Source organism: Sorangium sp. So ce281, assembly GCF_051527395.1.
Classification (GTDB): domain Bacteria; phylum Myxococcota_A; class Polyangia; order Polyangiales; family Polyangiaceae; genus Sorangium; species Sorangium cellulosum_B.
Genome location: NZ_CP150322.1, coordinates 11,577,492 through 11,594,921, shown reverse-complemented (window position 1 = coordinate 11,594,921; position 17,430 = coordinate 11,577,492). Strand labels below are relative to the sequence as shown.

The 17,430-nt window shown below is 74.1% G+C and carries 12 protein-coding genes; 3 read left to right on the top strand and 9 right to left on the bottom strand.

The genetic code is table 11. The features are described 5' to 3' along the window. Positions 1–10: 10 nt before the first annotated feature. The 6 genes from WMF27_RS44415 to WMF27_RS44390 all read right to left on the bottom strand — a co-directional run bounded on the left by WMF27_RS44415 (position 11) and on the right by WMF27_RS44390 (position 8,172). The gene (locus tag WMF27_RS44415; RefSeq protein WP_437762820.1) at positions 11–1,141 is read right to left on the bottom strand and encodes a tetratricopeptide repeat protein; all 1,131 of its coding nucleotides are present in this window, start codon (positions 1,139–1,141) and stop codon (positions 11–13) included. A 31-nt stretch (positions 1,142–1,172) separates the two neighbouring features. Then, positions 1,173–2,741 carry a serine/threonine-protein kinase gene (locus tag WMF27_RS44410; RefSeq protein WP_437762821.1) on the bottom strand — a complete coding sequence of 523 codons (1,569 nt, stop codon included), beginning with the start codon at positions 2,739–2,741 and terminating at the stop codon, positions 1,173–1,175. A 168-nt stretch (positions 2,742–2,909) separates the two neighbouring features. Continuing rightward, on the bottom strand, positions 2,910–3,656 hold the full coding sequence (locus tag WMF27_RS44405; protein WP_437762822.1) for a cyclase family protein: 747 nt from the start codon (positions 3,654–3,656) through the stop codon (positions 2,910–2,912). 65 nt (positions 3,657–3,721) lie between these two features. After that, positions 3,722–5,116: a pyridoxal-phosphate dependent enzyme gene (locus WMF27_RS44400; RefSeq protein WP_437943597.1), complete on the bottom strand. Its 1,395-nt coding sequence runs from the start codon at positions 5,114–5,116 to the stop codon at positions 3,722–3,724. A gap of 197 nt (positions 5,117–5,313) precedes the next feature. After that, a complete protein-coding gene (locus tag WMF27_RS44395) occupies positions 5,314–7,041 on the bottom strand; it encodes a helix-hairpin-helix domain-containing protein (protein ID WP_437943596.1) in 1,728 nt (575 codons plus the stop codon). Positions 7,042–7,089: 48 nt separating this feature from the next. Further along, positions 7,090–8,172, bottom strand: a complete 1,083-nt coding sequence (locus WMF27_RS44390; protein ID WP_437762825.1) for a formylglycine-generating enzyme family protein — start codon at positions 8,170–8,172, stop codon at positions 7,090–7,092. A 153-nt stretch (positions 8,173–8,325) separates the two neighbouring features. Between WMF27_RS44390 and WMF27_RS44385 the strand changes: the two genes are divergently transcribed. From WMF27_RS44385 to WMF27_RS44375, 3 genes are read left to right on the top strand one after another with little or no spacing between them, the layout of a single operon-like run. Continuing rightward, positions 8,326–8,856 carry a hypothetical protein gene (locus WMF27_RS44385; RefSeq protein ID WP_437943594.1) on the top strand — a complete coding sequence of 177 codons (531 nt, stop codon included), beginning with the start codon at positions 8,326–8,328 and terminating at the stop codon, positions 8,854–8,856. Next, positions 8,856–9,578, top strand: coding sequence for a hypothetical protein (locus WMF27_RS44380; protein ID WP_437762827.1), 723 nt, complete (start codon positions 8,856–8,858; stop codon positions 9,576–9,578). The genes WMF27_RS44385 and WMF27_RS44380 overlap by 1 nt, the downstream gene beginning before the upstream one ends. Beyond that, positions 9,575–10,912 carry an SLC13 family permease gene (locus WMF27_RS44375; RefSeq protein WP_437762828.1) on the top strand — a complete coding sequence of 446 codons (1,338 nt, stop codon included), beginning with the start codon at positions 9,575–9,577 and terminating at the stop codon, positions 10,910–10,912. The genes WMF27_RS44380 and WMF27_RS44375 overlap by 4 nt, the downstream gene beginning before the upstream one ends. A gap of 618 nt (positions 10,913–11,530) precedes the next feature. Here WMF27_RS44375 and WMF27_RS44370 read toward each other — a convergent pair. From WMF27_RS44370 to WMF27_RS44360, 3 genes are all read right to left on the bottom strand, one after another. Beyond that, positions 11,531–12,208, bottom strand: a complete 678-nt coding sequence (locus WMF27_RS44370) for a hypothetical protein (protein WP_437762829.1) — start codon at positions 12,206–12,208, stop codon at positions 11,531–11,533. A gap of 95 nt (positions 12,209–12,303) precedes the next feature. Further along, positions 12,304–13,917, bottom strand: a complete 1,614-nt coding sequence (locus tag WMF27_RS44365) for a hypothetical protein (protein WP_437762830.1) — start codon at positions 13,915–13,917, stop codon at positions 12,304–12,306. Continuing rightward, positions 13,914–16,934: a hypothetical protein gene (locus tag WMF27_RS44360; protein WP_437762831.1), complete on the bottom strand. Its 3,021-nt coding sequence runs from the start codon at positions 16,932–16,934 to the stop codon at positions 13,914–13,916. Before WMF27_RS44360 ends, WMF27_RS44365 begins: the two co-directional genes overlap by 4 nt. Positions 16,935–17,430 lie beyond the last annotated feature (496 nt).

Genomic DNA, 17,430 nt, shown 5'->3' with positions numbered 1-17,430 from the left:
CTCGGAAACCTCACCAGCGCTTGCTGATCGCGAGCCCGCCCGGCAGGGGGTTCACCGACAGGCCGGTCGCCGTCGCGTCCCGCGCGTCGGGCTGCCCTGTCAGGAGGACGTACGCCGCCGTGCCGAGCCCCGCCGCGCCCGCGGCCAGGAAGCTCCAGACCGCCGCGTTCGCGAGGTCTGCCTTGGCGTGCCCCAGGTCGTTGTACGCGCGCAGGTCGAGCCCGGGGCAGCGCGCAGGGTCCGTGCAGGCCGGCTCCAGGAGGCGCTGCTGCGAGCTCGACTTGCCGTTCGAGAGGAGCACGAACGCGACGCCGAGCCCCGTCCCCGCGGCGGTCGCGGCGAGCCCCGTGAACACGACCGCTGTGCTGCGCGGGCTCGGGCGTCCATCCGCGTCGCCGCCCTCCTGGGCGCCGCCGTCGGCCGCCCCCTGCCCAGGGCCCGGCGGGCCGCCGCCCTCCTGGGCGCCGCCGTCGGCCGCACCCTGCCCAGGGCCGAGCGGCTGCGGCTCGCCGCCCGGGTCGCGCCCGGTCCTGTCGCTCTCGATCCGCACCTTTCCGGCCGCGAGATCGACCTCGACCTTGGCCCTCATCCCCTCCTTGAGGACGATCTCCTTCGTCAGCCCGCGCCGTCCAGGCGCCCCCACGGCGAGCGTGTGGCTGCCCGGATCGCGCGCGACGGGCGTCGACGGCGGCACGTCCAGCCCGCCGAGCGCCACCTGCACGCCCCCGGAGCCCGCGCCCGTCACGGTGATCTCCACGGTCGGGATGCGCGACGAGACGGCCTCGAGCTCCGTCCTCGCCTCGGCCTGCGCCCGCCGGAACGCCTGCGAGGCGTCGGCCGGGAGCTGTTCGTCGACGATGACCTGGTAGACCGAGCGCGCCTCGGTCAGGCGGCCGAGCTTGTGGCAGGAGCGCGCGACCATGATCAGGAAGGTCGGCGCGTGCACCGTGGCCTCGGCTCGGCGGAAGGCCTGGAGCGCGTCCCGGTACCGGCGCGCTCGGTAGGCCGTCCACCCCTGGTTGGCGTGCGCGACGGCCGCCTGCCGCGCCTTCGCCGACGGGGGCGGCGCCTGCGCGGACGCCTCCGCGCCGGCGAGCGTGACAAGGAGGAACGTACCCATCACCGCCGCTCGGAAGCGCATTCCTGCTCTCTGGGGACGCGGAGCCACCCGGCTAGAGCCCCCAGTCCGGCCTGCTCCCGCCGGACTTCTTGCGAGGAGCCGGCAGCGCCTTGCGCGGCGCCGCCGTCGACGCGGTCCGAGCGGTGGCCGGGGACGCGGGGCGCGCGGGCGCGGCGCTTCGCGCCGCCGCCACGGAGGGGGCGGCGGATGCCTGTGCCGGCGCCAGGGCGGCGGCGCCCGGCGCGCCCGCGCCCGGATCGGGCGGCAGCGGGGCCGGCACCACCGCGGGAGTCGCCGCGGCGCGCGCCTCGGGAGCGCTCGCGACGGCGGGGACCGCGGCGAGCCCGGCCGGCGCGCCGCTCGACGGCGCGGCGGCCGCGGGCGCCGCGGCGGCCGCGGACGCCTGGGTCGTGGCCTGGTGGCCGTCGGTCGATGCGCCCCTGAGCGTGGCGATGAACAGGCCGACCCCCACGACGGCGATCGTCGCCCCGATGGCGACGCGCCCCGCGACCCGCGCGATGGCGCCGCGCGCCGTGTGCGGCGCCGACAGGTTGATCGCGCCGGTCAAGGTGCCCGGCAACGATTGCGGGTTCGGCGTCGAGGCGCGGACATCGTTCGGGTCCGAGCGCCGCTGGATGGGCATCGTCGTCAGCTGCGCCACCGGCGGCGTGCCGGGGTCGGCGAGCCCGGGCTCCCCGCCGGAGCCCCGCGATGACCACCCGGCGCTCAGCGAGGTGTCCCCCGCGAGCGAGAAGAACGGCGGCGCGCCCGCGACGCGCGCGAGCTCGTTGATCATCTCGCGCACGTTCTGGAACCGCTTGTCCCGATCGCGCGCCAGCGCCCGCGCGAAGAACGCGTCGATGCCGCTCGGCAGATCGGGGGCGAGCTCGCGCGCCGACGGCACCGTGCCGAGGATCACCTTCGTGACCACGCGCCCGATCGCGTCGCCCGGGAACGGCAGCTGCCCCGTGAGCATCTTGAACAGGATGACCCCGAGCGACCAGAGATCGCTGCGCGCGTCCACGTCCCGCTCGCCATAGAACTGCTCCGGGCTCATGTAATTGGGCGAGCCCATCACCTCGCCCGTGGCCGAGATGTCGGCCGCGAGCACCGCCGAGACGTCCTTCGCGATCCCGAAGTCGAGCAGCTTCACGATCTCGCCATCCTCGCCGTCGACGCGCGCCAGGAAGAAGTTGGCGGGCTTGAGGTCGCGGTGCACGAACCCCGCCTCATGGACGCTGCGGAGCGCCTTCCCGGCCTGGACGATGATGTGCAGCGTCTCCGGGAGCGAGAGGCGGCCGCACCGCTGGAGGCGCTTGCTGAGATCCTCGCCTTGCAGGAGCTCCATGACGAGGTAGGGCACCTCGTCCTCCTCCTCGAAGCCGAAATCGTGGACCTGCACGATATGAGGGCTCTTGAGCTGCGCGGCGGCGCGCGCCTCCCGCTCGAAGCGCGCCCGGAGCACCGGCAGCCGCGAAAACGAGTCGCGCATGAACTTGATCGCGACGAGCGTGCCGAGCTGTACGTGCTGCGCCACCCAGATCGAGCCCATCCCGCCGTGCGATAGCTCTCGCTCCAGGCGGAATTTGCCGGCCAGAAGGACGTCTTTTTCGAACTTCATACGCCCGGTCACCTCCCGAGGGGGGAGCCAAGAGGATACCGAATCCCGGGCAGGACGCGAAGCTTCGTGTGGTCGATCCGGCGCGGCGAGCAGCACCTCGTACGACCGTGGCGGCGGGCGGTATGCAAACAGGCGACACCGCGCCAGAGCAGGGCGAGGCGCGCCGCGCTATCCCGCCGGGCCGCCGTGGGTCGGCACCAGCGCCAGCACCCGGGCCGGCGCGCCGCTGCCGCCCGCGAGCGGGAGCGGCGCGACCACCACGACCGCCCCGGCCTCCGGCAGCTGCTCCAGATTGGCCAGGTTCTCGATGTGACAGCCGCCCGCGCCAAGGAAGGCCCTGTGCTGCTCGAATGTCTCGCTCTGCCCCGGGTCGGTCGACAGCGTATCGATACCGATGCAGCGCACGCCGCGCTCGCGCAGGTAGCGGCTCGCCTCCACGGACACCCCGGGAAAGCGCATGACGCCCTGGGCGTCCTGGTTCCTGTACTTCACCGGATCGGACCAGCGAGCCCCCCAGCCCGTCCGGATCAGCACGATATGCCTCGCGCCGAGCGCGCCGTGCCGCGCCTCCCAGCGCCGGAGATCATCCACCGTGACCCGGTGGTCCGGGCTCGCCGCCACGGCCGCCGTCACGTCCACGACCGCCGCCGCCCCCACGAGCTGCTCCGGCGCGATCTGCTCGACGGTCGCCGCCCCGGCCGTGAAGTGCGCCGGCGCGTCCACGTGCGTGCCCGCGTGCTCGGCCATCGAGAACCGATTGGCGCAATACGCGTCCTCCTCGATGGTGCTCAGCGTCTCCGACGCATAGGGCTCGTCGCCGGGAAACAGCGGCATCTCCGGGGTGATCGGGTGCGTCAGATCGACCACCCGCGCCGTGGCGAGGTCGATCACGAGAGCTCCGTGCGCCTCCTGCATGGCGCACAGCTCACCACGAGCCCGCCGCCCGCACAAGGCACGGCGGGCCGGTGCCCGCGCGCGGCTCACACCTCGTGCAGCTTCACCCGGCGTCGCAGGTAGTTGATCAGGTCGATGCGGGTGACCAGCCCGACGAACTCGTCACCATCGGTCACGATCGGCACGAGCCCGGCGTCGAACATCGGAAGGAGCTCCCGGATCGGCGTCCGCACGTCGACCGTCCGGAGCCGCGTCGTCATCGTCGCCTCGACCGGCTGGCGGAAGCGCGTCACGTCGTCGACGGCCGCGAGGAGGAGATCGGACTCGTCCAGGATGCCGATGATCTTGCCGTCCTCCAGGACGGGCAACTGCGACACGTCGTAGAGCTTCATCCTCGCATAGGCCACGAGGAGCGCGTCCGACCGCTGCACCGTGACCACCGCCCTGTCGGCGTGGCGGCGCGTGATCACGTCGCGCAGATCCCCTGTCGGCGCGCGGTCGGTGAAGCCCTGATCGGCCATCCAGAAATCGTTGTACATCTTCGACAGGTACTTGTTGCCGCTGTCGCAGACGAGGGTACAGACGCGCTTCGGCGACGACTGCTCGCGGCAATAACGCAGGGCCGCCGCCAGCAGCGTCCCGGACGACGAGCCGGCGAGGATGCCCGTCCTGGAGAGCAGCAGCCGCGCCGTCTCCAGGCTCTCCCGGTCGGAGATCGTGTAAGCGCGCTTGACATGGGAGAGGTCGAGGATCGGAGGAAGGAAGTCCTCCCCGATGCCCTCCACGAGCCACGAGCCCGCCTTGCCGAGCTTGCCGGTCTCGACGTAGCCCGCCAGCACCGAGCCCTCCGGATCGGCGAGCACCATCTCGCAGCGCGGCTGCGCCCTGGCGAAGTAGCGCGAGAGCCCTGTCATGGTGCCGCCGGAGCCGACGCCGCACACCATCGCGTCGATCCTTCGATCGAGCTGCGCGTCGATCTCGGGGCCCGTCCCGGTCTCGTGGGCGAGCGCGTTCGCCGGGTTCTCGAACTGGTTCACGTAGAACGCGCCCTCCTCGCGCGCGATGCGGGCGGCGAGGTCCTGGTAATAGCTCGGGTGGCCCTTCTCGACGTCGGAGCGCGTCATCACCACCTGCGCGCCGAGCGCCTTCAGGTGAAACACCTTCTCCTGGCTCATCTTGTCCGGGATCACGAGCGTGAGCCGGTAACCCTTCTGCGCCGCGACGAGCGCCAGGCCGAGCCCGGTGTTGCCCGCCGTCGCCTCGACGACGTGGCGCCGCTCGCCCCCGAGCTGACCGGCGCGCTCGGCCGCCTCGATCATCGACAGGCCGATGCGATCCTTGATGCTGCCGCCCGGGTTCTGGCTCTCCATCTTGAGGAAGAGCTCGCACGGACCGGCGTCGAGCTGAGTCACCTGGATCATCGGCGTGTGCCCGATGAGAGCGACGATGTTCTCTGCGGGCGCAGGGGTCGGCGAGGGCATTGGCATGACAGCTCAACGGTCACACGACGCGCACCGTCTGTCGAGGTGGTGCCGGCGATGACGCGCGCGTCACGCGCGTCGCATGGGCGGCGTGGGCCGCGCGGGGTTGCCGCGGACGGCCGAGCTCTGGACCGACGCGGCCTTCGCGGCGTCCGGGCCGCACGCTGCCACGCTCAGAGGCGCGATCCGGGAGGCGATCAGGCGGGCCGGACCGCCTTCTGGAACGCGGCCGGGCCGAGCGTGTTCAGCACCTCGCCCCGGCGGAGGCCGCCTCGCCGCGCGGTCCCCACGCCGAACCGCAGGTTGCGGAGCGCGCGCGTCGAGTGTGCGTCCGTCGAGATGACGAAGCGGATACCGCGCTTGCGCGCCTCCTTGATCCACCGGGGCTCCATGTCGAGGCGGTACGGGTCCCCGTTCACCTCGACGGCGGCCCTCGACTCGGCCACGGCGTCGAGCACCTCCTCGACGCGGCACGCGAACGGCTCGCGCCGCTGGATGAGCCGGCCGAGCGCGTGTCCCCAGATCTTGAAGACCGGCAGCCGCATGGCGCTGACGAGCCTGCGCGTCATCTGGTCCGCGTCCATCTTCATGCGCGAGTGGATGCTCGCGATGACCACGTCGAGCTGCTCCAGGATCGCGTCCGGATAATCGAGCTTCCCCGACTCGAGGATATCCGACTCGGTGCCTCGGAGGAGCTTCACGCTCACGCGCTCCTGGACGCGGGCGATCTCGTCCCACTGCTGCTTCAGCCGGTCGAGGCCGACGCCGTTCGCGTAATGGGCGGCGGGCGAGTGATCGGTGATGGTGAGGTATTTCATCCCCATCGCCTCGGCCTCCAGGGCCATCTCCTCGATCGTGTTCTTGCCGTCCGAGTACACCGTGTGGCAGTGCACCATCCCCTGGATATCGCCCTCCTCGACGAGCTCGCCCTCGCGGCCCGCCCGCGCGGCGCGCTCGATGGCGGCGACGATGTCCTCCGCGCCCTCGCGGAGCTCGGGCGCGATGTACGGGACGCCGATGTGCTCGTAGAGGTCCTCTTCCGTCTTCACGGAGAGGCGCTTCTTGCCCCGCGAGAGCCCTCTCTCGTCGAGCGTGAGCCCCAGCTCGCGCGCGAGCGCGCCGAGCGCCGAGAGGTACTCGGGCGCCCCCGTCCGGTGGTGAAGCGCGGCCGCGTAGTCGCGGGGCGGCACGCAGAGGAGCTCGCCGCGCAGGCCGCCCGAGAGCCTCACCCTGCAACGCGCGTCGCCGCGCTCCTCGACCTCGGCGACCTGCGGGGACCGGACGAAGCAGTCGATCACCTGCGCGGCGTCGTCCGCCGCGGCCACGAGGTCGATGGCCGCCACCGTCTCTTCCCAGCGCCGGATCGAGCCCGCGAGATCGGCCTGCTCGGTCGCCTCGCAGCCGCGCACGTGGGCGAGGAGCGGCTCGGCCGCCTCGAGCGCGTCGACGAGCAGGACGCGCTCGTCGCGCGCCTCGTGGCGGGCTATCCCCTCGAGCAGGCTCGCCTCGGTCTTCGCCCCGAAGCCCTTCACCGCCCGGACCTCCCCGGCGAGACAGGCCCTCTTCAGCTCCTCCACGCTGCCGACGCCGAGCGCCTCGTGGAGCGCCTTCATCCGCTTGAGGCTCATGCCCGGCACCTGGGCGAGCTCCAGCACGCCGCTGGGCAGCTCGGCGCGGAGCTCCTCGAGCTGCGCGGAGCGCCCCGTCTGGTAGAGCTCGGCGATCTGGGCGGCGAGCGCCGGGCCGATGCCCTTGACGCCGGTGAGCTTCTTGCCCCGGACGAGCGCGCCGAGGTCGTCCGTGAGCTGCTCCAGCGCCTCGGCCCCCGTCTCGTAAGCGCGCGCTCTGAACGGGTTCTCCCCCTTGATCTGGAGGAGCGTGCCCGTCTCGCGGAGGGCGCGGGCGATGTCGAGCTTGTCGAGCATGGATGACGGCAACTCTAGCACTCGTGGGCCGCCGGAGTCATGGAGGGTTCACGGCCCTGGCAGGTCGCGCGCGCACATCGCCGATACATAGTAGTGGCGGCCGCTCGTCTCGTAGGGTGCGCGGTAGGTCGTTGTCTGCCGGTATCCGGCGGCGACGAAGCTCCCGCCGTGCGTGACGCGCAGGGCAGCGTGGTTGTCCAGGCGGGAGCAATCGTCGCACGGCACGAGCGGGCGATCGTCGTCGGCGGCGTCGCGCGTGACCTTGTAGGCCTCGCCGGCGAGATCGAGCTGGCCCCAGCGCCCCGCTCCGCTGGGAAAGGAGCCGACGGGCGCGAGATCGTCGGTGGTGCAACGGATGAGGCTCCACGGGGGAAACGCGTCCTCGCAGGGCACCGACGTCGAGCCTTCGCCCTGGCAGCAGTAGGCCGCGTCCTCGGAGGTGATGGGGGAAGAGCCCCACGGATACAGCCGCTGCTCGTCGCCGCCTGCGGCCGCGTAGTTCATCTCGGCCTGGGTCGGCAGGCGCCCGCCGTCCCACGCGCAGAACGCGAACAGCTCGAGCCATGTCGCGCACACGATGGGTTTGTCCTCGTTCGCGGCCGGGGCGTCGGTCCACGTCGGCCAGCCGTAAGGATCGCAGACGAGCGCCCGCTTCATCTCGGCCGTGGTCGCCGGGAGCATCGTGTTCCAGGCCGCGTCCCACCCGCTGTCCGGGATCTTGGGGTGCGCCCCGGCGCCGGCCGGCGGCGGGCTCGCCTGCGTCGGGCCGCCGGCCTCTTCCAGGTAGCGGCGAAACCGCCCGACCGTCACCATGTACTTGTCGAGGTGGAAGCTGCTCACGCTCGCCGGATACCGCGGATCGTTGAGCCGGTTGAACGTCCCGCCGGGCACGAGCAGGCTGGCGCAGCAGTCGTCGTCATGACCGAGGCCGCAGCGGTCGTCGGCGCCGGGCGTGCCGCCGGCGCAGCTCGGCGGCGGCGCCTGCGCGCGGTCGCGCCCGGCGTGAACGGAAGCATTCGCGTCCTGCTCCGCAGCGCCGCCGCTGTACGCGTGGCTGGGTCCCAGGATCGCCGCGAGCGTGCAGAGGGCGAGGAGGATCGAGAGCGGCTGTCGAGGCGGTCGCGTGGCCATTTGAGCGATTAGGTGCGAGCGCCGCCGCTCTGGTTGTGCGACACGGCGGAAGGCCAGCACGAGGCGGCTCGGGCGCCCGGGCGCGCGGGGCGCCGGCGCGCGAGATCAGGCCTGGATCCGGGCCCTTCCGGGCAGCTACGCTGAAGTGCCCTCATGCCTCCGCACCGACCGCCTCGCGGCCCCGGCCATCGCGACCCCGGCCATCGCTACCCTTCATTGCCCTCGTCCGTGGTGTCCGCGTTCCTCCGCCCCGCGAGGCTCGACGCGCTGCTCGCCCCCTGGATGCCCGACGCGGAGGAGCGCGCCTTCGTCGTCCGGTGCATCGTCGGGGAGGGCCCGGTCCATCACCGCGGCGCGAGCTACACCCTGGTCTGCCTGCTCGGTCTGCTGCTCGAGGAGCTCGGCCCGCCGGAGGGCGGCGCGCCGAGCGGCGAGTCGCTGCCCGTCCCGATCCGCCTGCCGCCGCACCTCGCGCGCGGCAGCGAGCACGACTACCCGCTGGCCATCCCGCTCGCGCCGCTGGCGCGCCTCGCCCCGAAGGGCTCGCCGGAGCTCGCGGCGCTCGTCGACTGCCTCACCGACGGCCCGCCGCACCACGCGCTCGCCAACGCCGCGATGGTCTGCCTGCTCGACGCCCTCTTCGCGCGCGCCGAGCGCGCCCGCGCCGGGGCGGAGCCGGCCTGATGGCGCTGCCGCCGGCGCTCGGACAGGCGTTCCGGATGGTGGCGGCCGAGCTCGGCATGCGCTCGGCGGCGCGGCTGTTCCTGCGCGAGCTGATGGGCGCAGGCGGCGCCCCGCTCGCGCGCGAGGCCCGCGACCAGCTCGGGCGCGAGTTCCCCGTCCTCGACTTCGTCGCCGAGCAGTGGCTCTCCGGCGGCGCCGAGGCGCCGCTCGACGTCGCGGGCGTCCTCGACGCGCTCCGCGGCGTGACGCGGCTGCTCGTCGTGGGGCTCGAGGCCGACTGCCTCGACGCGCTCGTGCCGCGGCTCTCCGGCATCGAGGCGGGCCTCGTCACCGACGCAGGCGGGCTCGACACGGACTTCGGCCGCGTGCTCGCGAACTACGACGGGCTCATGGAGCCGGTGGGGCTGTCCGAGCTCCACCGCTGGGCCGGGCGGAGGAGCGCGCTGCTCACGTTCGTCTACGGCACCGACGGGCACGCGGCGCACGTGAGCCCCTCGTGGCTGCGCGTCTCGGGCCCCGACGTGCGGACCCAGTTCCGCTCGCTGATCGGCTGGGACATCCTCGGCCGGCCCATGACGGTGTACCCGCGCTGGATGGTCGAGACGAGCTCGGCCGATTTCTCGTGCCTCGTCGGGCCGGCCCCGCGCGGCCCCGCGCCCGAGGTCGCCGCCGCCGGCGCGGGCGACCCGCGCGCGCTCGCGCCGGCGCTCGAGGCGACGTGACGGCCCCCCAGGCCGCGCTCTTCGCCGTCCTGCTCGGCACGCTGCTGCTCCAGGCGCTCCTGCCGTCGCGCCGCGTGCTCATCGTGACGGGCGGCGCGGGCCTCGCCTGCCTCGCGTCGACGCTGCTCGGGGTCGCGACCACGCCGCTCCTGCTCGCCGAGGTGCCGTGGGACGTGCTCGTCATCCTCGTGACGCTGGGGCTCCTGTCCCAGCTCTTCGCCGCCTCGCGGGTCTTCGATCGCCTCGCCGTCGCGGCGACGCGGCTGAGCGGCGCCGAGCCGTTCCGCGTCCTCGTGGTGTTCTCGATCGCGATGTACGTCGTGAGCGGCGTCGTCAACAACCTCACGGCGCTCGTGCTCGTCCTGCCGGTGCTGCACGTCCTGCTCAGGCTGATGGGCACGCGCCAGCGGTACGTCTCCTGGCTGCTCGGCCTGCTGCTCGTCGCGTGCAACCTCGGCGGGGCCGCCACGCCGATCGGCGATTTCCCGGCCATCCTGCTGCTCGGCCGGGGCAGCATGACGTTCGGGGCCTACCTCTCGAGCGCCGCCCCGGCGACGCTCTGCGCGCTCGCCGCGCTGCTCCTCGTCGTGCGCGCCGTGGTGCGCCCGGCCGCGGGCGTGCCGCGCGATCCGGTCTCGGCGCGGCTCACGCGCGCGGCCATGGAGGCGCTGCACCGGCGGGTGCGGGCCGACCGGCGCCTCCTCGTGCCGGCGGCGGCGTCGCTCGGCGCGATGGTGGTCGCGTGGCTGTTCCTGCCCGCGGAGCTCGGCGTCGGCCCCGAGCTCGTGTGCTGGCTCGGCACCGGCGCGGCGCTGCTCATGTCGCGCAGGCTCGGCGAGCGGCTCGCGCGGACGGGGCTCGACATCGAGGCGGTGCTCTTCCTGCTCTCGCTCTTCGTGATGGTCGCGGCGGTGCGGCGCACCGGCCTGTTCGAGGAGGTCTCGCGCTCGCTGGCGCGGCTCCCGGTCGCCCCGTCGCTGCAGCTCGTCGCGTTCCTCGTCCTCGCCGGCGTGCTCACCGGGCTGTTCTCGGCGGGCCCCAGCATGGCGGCGCTGCTCGACGTGGCCGAGTCGCTCGCCGAGCGGCTGCCCGCGCCCGCCGTGTATGTCGGCCTCGCCCTGTCCGTCTGCGCGGGCAGCTCGCTCTTCCTGACCGCCGCGACGTCGGGCCCGCTCGCGCAGGCGCTCACCGAGCGGGCCGACCTGCGGGACGTCGACGGCAGGCCCATCCGGTTCGGCTTCTTCGATTTCCTGCCGACCGGGCTCCTGAGCTTCGCGATCATCCAGGCCGTGGCGATCGCGTACGCGCTCCTCGCCATCTGGGCGGCGCGATGAGGGCGCCCGCCGGCAGTGGTCAACTTTGCCCGGAGAGAGTTCACATGAAGGCGGGAAGGCGGGAAGGCGGGAAGAGCATTGAGGCATCTTCATGCCTTCATGTGAACTTTTGACCACTACCCTTCCAGCATGAAGACGGGTCGCACCCGTCTCCCGCTGGACATGCCTCCACCAAAAGATGGATCGCCCCGCCCCCCCGCTGGCCCCCCCGCCAGCATGAAGACGGGTCGCACTCGTCTCCCGGTGGACATGCCCTCAACAAAACACGGATCGCCCCGCCTCCCGCTGGCCCCCCCTCCAGCATGAAGACGGGTCGCACTCGTCTCCCGCTGGGCATGCCTCCACCAAAAGATGGATCGCACTCGTCTCCCGCTGGACATGCCTCCACCAAAAGATGGATCGCACTCGTCTCCCGGTGGACGTGCCTCCAACAAAACACGGGTCGCCCCCGTCTCCCGCTGGACATACCTCGCAGGTGGCCTACTTCGAAGAAGACTGGCCTCGTTCGACGCCTGGCCTCGCGTGCGGGGCTGGAAGCCTCGGCGCTGCGGCTTCGGAGGTGGCGATAGGCCCGCGCCATCAAGCGGCGGCATCACCTCCGGTTGTCCGGTCCGGTCGTCACGCGCGAGGCATCGCGGCGCCGTAGCGCCGCTGCAACGCGCGGCGCTCCTCCTCCGTCGATGCCGTGATGAGCTCGATGTAGGGCTCGAAGGCGAGCGGCATGGGGAGATCGAAGAGCAGGTGCTTCTCCGGGTCGACGCTCTTCCCCGCGCCATGACAGAGGAACAGCCGCTCCTGGAGGAGCGGGAAGACGGCGAGCGAGGTGAGCTCGTGCCGCTCGATCGTCTCGATACCGGCGATCGATGGCTCGAGGATCTCGTCGAACACGCCGCTCGGATGCTTGAAGGGACCTCCGGCGTGATGGTTCACATCCTTGCGCACGAGCGCCCCGCCGTGACCGATCGTGATGAACGAGCGCTCGTGAGGCGTGCCCTCCCAGACAGTCACCCGCCGGCTCGTCGCGTCGGGGTGGATCCACGCGGTCGGGAGGTCGACGTTCAGCGGCTCCACGCCCTTGACCCGGCCAATCACGCTCGACCTGAGGAGCTGCCGGGTGACGGCCGTGCAGAAGAGGACGTCCGCCGGAGCGAGCCGTGTCCCCTGCCAATCGCGATCGCGGCGGAAGTGACGGAAGAAGACGAGGTAGGGAGACCTGCCCATCTGCGCGAGGACGAAGAGCCCCCGGCGGGTCTCGAGGTCGATCACGTCGCCGACGCCCCAGGTGACGCGCCCCATCGCGGCCGCGACTCTACCGATTCAGGCTCGCTCCCGCGAGGCGAACGTCTCCTGGATCGCGGGCGGTTCTGATCGTGGCAGGTGGGGCGAGCCAGCTAGTTGCACCCCAGCCGGCACACCATGGCCGCCGTGTAGGAGCACCCGTGGTCGCCCCACAACGACGAGCTCGGCCCCGTGCACCGGAACGCGCACCCCCGCCCGTCCGCGGTCGCCTCGGCGGTCAGCCGGTATCCCTCGGCGTTGCAGCTCCCCGTCGATGACAGGCAGCTCGCCAGCTGCGGCTCGCACTGCTCGACCACGTAGCCGGCCGGGCACGTCCAGTCCACGCTCGCCCGGCCGTAGTCCGGCGACCGCCCCGTCTCGGTCGCGATCGGCTCGTGCTTCGAGAAGGTCGGCATCCCCGTCGTGACCTGGAGCGGCACCACGACGGCCCGCTCGCGCGGCACCACCGGGGCGGACACGTCCTTCGGCTGCACGACGAACGTGTCCCGCCGCGTCTGCCGCTCGCACCCGGCCGTCGCGCCCTCCGGCGTCCACGAGAACGTGAGCTCCGCGCTCCCGTGCGCGGGCACCTCGACCGTGCGCTCGCCGTGGGTCACCCGGACATCGACCTGCGCCCGGTTCGTGATGAGCGCCTGCGCCGTCCCCGCGGCGCCGTACGGCACCACGCCGAGGTCGACGGGCAGCGGCGCGATCTCCGGCTCGGCGAGCGAGAACCGGCACACGTCCGCCACCGGGTAGATCGCGTACGCCAGCGGCACCGCCTTCTTGACCTCCATCCGCAGCGCGCCGAACGCCTGCCCGCCCCCCTTCGCGCCCGCGACCGGCGCGCCCTCGACGCCCTCGATGGCCAGCTCTCCGACCGAGGTCATCGTCACCCGGCGGTCGCCCGCCTCGAGCCGGGCCTTGAACAGGCCGAGCGCCGTGCCGTGCGCCTCGCCGGCCGTCACGTCCGTCTCGTAGGCGACCATCGCGCCGCGCTTCACGGCCCCGATGAAGTGCGTCGCGCGACCGCAGGCGCAGCCGCCGGCCGCCGCCGGCACCACGCTCTCGGTCGGCTCGAAGAACTGAGGATCCTCGTCCGCGACCAGCGCCATCGCGACCAGCCGCAGCCGGCGGCGGTCGAGCGTCCCTCCGGCGCTGAAGTACGCCGGCAGCTCGACGTCGGCGCCGACGAGGACCGAGTCGACGGCGATGCCCACATAGCGGAAGTCGATCGCCCGCTCGCCCGGCGCCGGCGCGGGCGCGCCCGGCGCCGCCGTCGCCGCGGGCGCCGCCGTGCTCGCGGCCACCGTCTGCGCCGCGGGCGCTGCGGCCGACCCGGGCGCGCCCGTCACCGCGGGCGCTCCCGCCGCCACGGGCGCCGCCGGCTCCGCCTTCGGACGGGCGCAGGCAAGGCCGACCGGCGAGAACGCGCCCGCCGCGCTCCTCGACAGCCCGCGGCCCGGCACCATCGCGCTCGACGTGTCGAGGAGGTAGTCGTGCCGCACGTCGCTGAACGCCCGCGCGGCCGCGAGCAGCGCCCCGGCCTGAGAGCAGCCGCTGTCCTTGCAGGCCGGCAGCGCCGCCGCGCCGGCCGGCTTGCGCGGCGGCGGGACCGGCACCTCCGGCGGCCCGGGGCAGCCGAGCGCGGAGGCCAGCGCCCCGAGGAGGAGCCCGCCCGCGCGCAGCGGCGCGGCGCGCCGCCGAGCGCGATCTGCGCCGCTCACGGCCACGCGATCGTCATCCACCGGACGCGCCCCGAGCCGCTCACCGCGTCGTCCGCAAAGAACAGCGAGGTGCCGGACCGCCCCGCGAACGCCGGCGACACGTCCTGCGACGCGCCGCCGGTCAGCCACACCAGCGGCTTGAGGGAGGGCGCCGACACGTCGCCGGGCGCCAGCGTGAAGGCGCTCAGCTCCACCGAGTCCCCCGGGGCCGACGCGAGCACGCCGCGGCAGATCTTGTCGCACGCGAGCGCGAGCGACGACACCGCCGCGCCGTCCGGGCCGCTCACCACGACGGGCGAGCCCTGCACCGCGCCGTTGCCGTCGACCCGCACCAGCCGCGCGCGCCCGCCGGCCGTCGCGTTCCCGCCGGCCTCGTCGGCCGGCTCGTCGATCCAGCCGACGAAGAGCCCGCCTTCGAGCGGCGCGAGCACCGGGCTGCGCGAGTGCTCCGAGGATGCATGGAGGCGCGATTCGTCGCCGATCCGCTGCAGCGTCTTCGCGTCGAGCCGCGCGAGGAAGATGTCGCCGCCGGGCTCGTCGCCCTGACCAGCCGCGCCGCCCGCGGCCGCGCCGCCGCTCACACCCGCGCCGCCCTGGCCAGCCGCACCGCTGCCCGCAGCCGCGCCGCCCGCAGCCGCGCCGCCGCCCGTGCGCGCGTCGGACCACACGAGCCACACCTCCTGGCCGCGCACCGCGATCTGCACCTCCGCCGCGTCGAGCGGCGCGTTCGTGATGCGGCGGTCCGGCGCCGTCCGGTTCAGCGCGCGGTCCACCCGCGCCGCGTACACCTCGGCGTTGCCGTCGCGCGTGTCGATCCACGCGACGATGAAGCCCCCCGCGCCGTCGTAGGCGATCGCCACGTCGGACGCCTCGCTCACCACGCGGCCCTGCTTCTTCCGCGGCGCCGTGGTGAGCTTCTTCTGCGCGACCTTCGCGCCCGTCGCGTCGACCTTGGTCAGGTAGACCTGCGTCTCACCCCGCTCGCGCGCGACCCACGCGATCACGCTCTCGCCCTGCGCCGCGCCCTTGCCCTTCGCGTCGGCCGGGAGCGGCGGCGCCGCCGCGATCGCGACGCCGCCGAGCGACGACGCCTTCTGCGAGAGGACGCTCAGCTTGCCGAGGCCGCCCGGGGACACGGCGCGCGCCGCGAGCGTCGCGGAGACCTCCTGCCCGCGGGGCGCGGCGTCCGACGCGCCCTCGACGAAGTACGTGACCCACGCCGAGAGCGCCGCGCCGCCGTCGAGCTCGACCGCCGCGACCTTGGCGATGGGGTCGCCCTCGGCGAGGGCGCGCACCGCGGTCGCGCGCGGCGGCGGGTCCTTGTCCTCCCGGAACGCGGGCGCGCGCCACGCGCTCTCGCGCACCGGGAGCGACACCAGCGCGAGCGGCGCCCGCGCGCCCGCCGCGCCCGCCGCGCCCGCCGCGCCGCCAGGCTGCGGGCCGGGCGCGGCGCTCGCCAGCGTCGCGCACGCGCCCGCGTGGCACGTCAGCCCGCGCACGAGGTACGGCACGCCGTCCGTCGCCGCGAACGGCGCTGCGCGCACCGGCTCTGCCGCCCGCACCGAGAGATCCGGGCCGAACCGCACGAACGTCGGCCAGACCGGCGGCGCGGCCGCCCCGTCGCGCGCCATCTTGAGCGTGGCGGGCGCGAGCGTCACCGCGGCGAAGCCGTCGCCGTCGGCCACGATGTCGGGCGGCCCGCTCGCGCTGAAGACGAGCGCCGCCCGCTCCGCGCCGAGCGTCCCGTCCGGGCCGACCGACGCGAGGTGGATGAGGCGCCCCGGCCCGCGCGCGCCGCCGGCCTCGCCGTCGCGGGTGCGCAGCAGGTCCTCCCACGCGAGCAGCGCCCGTCCGCCTCCGCCCTGGGAGGGCGCGACGAGCGACACGAGCGCCTGCTCGCCGGACGGCGGCGTCGCCTGCCGCGGCGCCACCACCACCTTGCCGCCCGGCTCGACCGCCGCGAGGTAGACGGCGCCGTCGATGTCCCGCTCGTCGGTCCAGGTGAGCAGGTAACGCCCACCGAGGGAGGCGATCTCGAGATCGATCTGCGCCGTCGGCTCGGGGCTGACGACCACCGGCGCCGACACCTTCCCGGCCGCGTCGATCTCCAGGAGCGCGACGGATCCGAGCTTCCCGTCCTCCTCGGCGTCCTCCGCCTCCGCCGTGCGCGCGGGCTTGCCCTCGCCTCGGCCGCGCGGCGCGGCCGGCGGGAGCACGAGGGCGACCGCCGCGCCCCGCTCGGTGGCGACCGCGTGCCACCCGAGCACCTGGCGCGCGACCGACGCGGGCGCCGTCGGCTTGATCGCGGCGCCCTTGCCCTGCGCCACGACCGTCATGACCACGTCGACGCGGTCGACGCCGGGGTGGGCGACGCCGGCGCGGGCCGCGTCGCCCTGGGGCTCGCGCGGCATCTCCCACAGCACGAGCGCGCCCTGCGCGTTCGGGAGCACGTCGAGCCACGAGATCTCCTCGGCCGTCTGCGCGACGAGGCTCGCCGGGGCGCTCGGCTTGCCGGCGGGGTCGAGCGCGAGCACGCGCACCGCGCGGCTCCCGTCGATCTGCTCGATCCAGGCGGCGAGGTAGCCCTGCGGCGTGGCGCGCAGCGCGGCGACGGGCACGTCGGCGGCGACCGGCCCCGCGTCCACGGCGTCCCCGCGCGGCGCGCCGTCCGCGCCGAGGAGGCGCGTCCGGAGGCGCCCTCCCGCGGCGTAGAGCAGCAGCGCCTCGTCGCCGCGCCGGGCGAAGTAGGGCGTCGCGTCCTCGTCGTCGAGCTCCGCGATCACGCGGGCCGGCAGGAGCGGCGGCCCTTCCGGCGCCTTCGGCTGCGCGGGCGGCGTCTTCACGACCCGCGCCGGGCGCGCGACGGGGGCCTGCGGCGCGGCGGAGCACCCGAGCGAGAGGGCGAGGGCGGCGCCGAGCAGCGCCGGCGCGCGGCGCCCGAGCGCGGGGCCGGTCAGGCGGCGTGCGTCGCGCCGCGGGCCGCGTGGAACCGAGGGGAGAGCGCTGCGGACGAGCATGGCGGCGACCATGCCAGAAGCGAAGAGCCCCCGCTACAGGGCGCCGCGCGCAGCCCACGCCGAGGCTCGGCTGCGCTGGTCGAACGGCCCGAACCGCGGACCGACGGGCCCGGGCGGTGGACCCAAGGAGCGCCCCTTCGAGGAGCGGCAACCCTCGGTAGGAGAGCTGAGCGCGCTCGATGCTCGCGCCGAGGCAGCGCTGCGCGGAGGGCGGGTCGCGCGGCTCGTTCAGAAAGGGGAGCACGACCAGAAGGGGGAGCACGACACCGACGCCGCCCTTGGCCGGTATCAGGGAGTATTTGCGCCCCATGCGAAGCGCTGGAGTGCCGTGGTGCCCGGGCCAGAGCGAACTCGGTGTACCGGCGATCTGGGTATCTGGGTATCTGGGTAGGGGACAGGCATTCGCGCACAGGCACGGCGCGCCGATTCGTTTGTGGTGAAATGATGTGGCGCGGGTGCGTCAGGGCGGCAACCCCAAATTTCGTGTGGTCCGGTG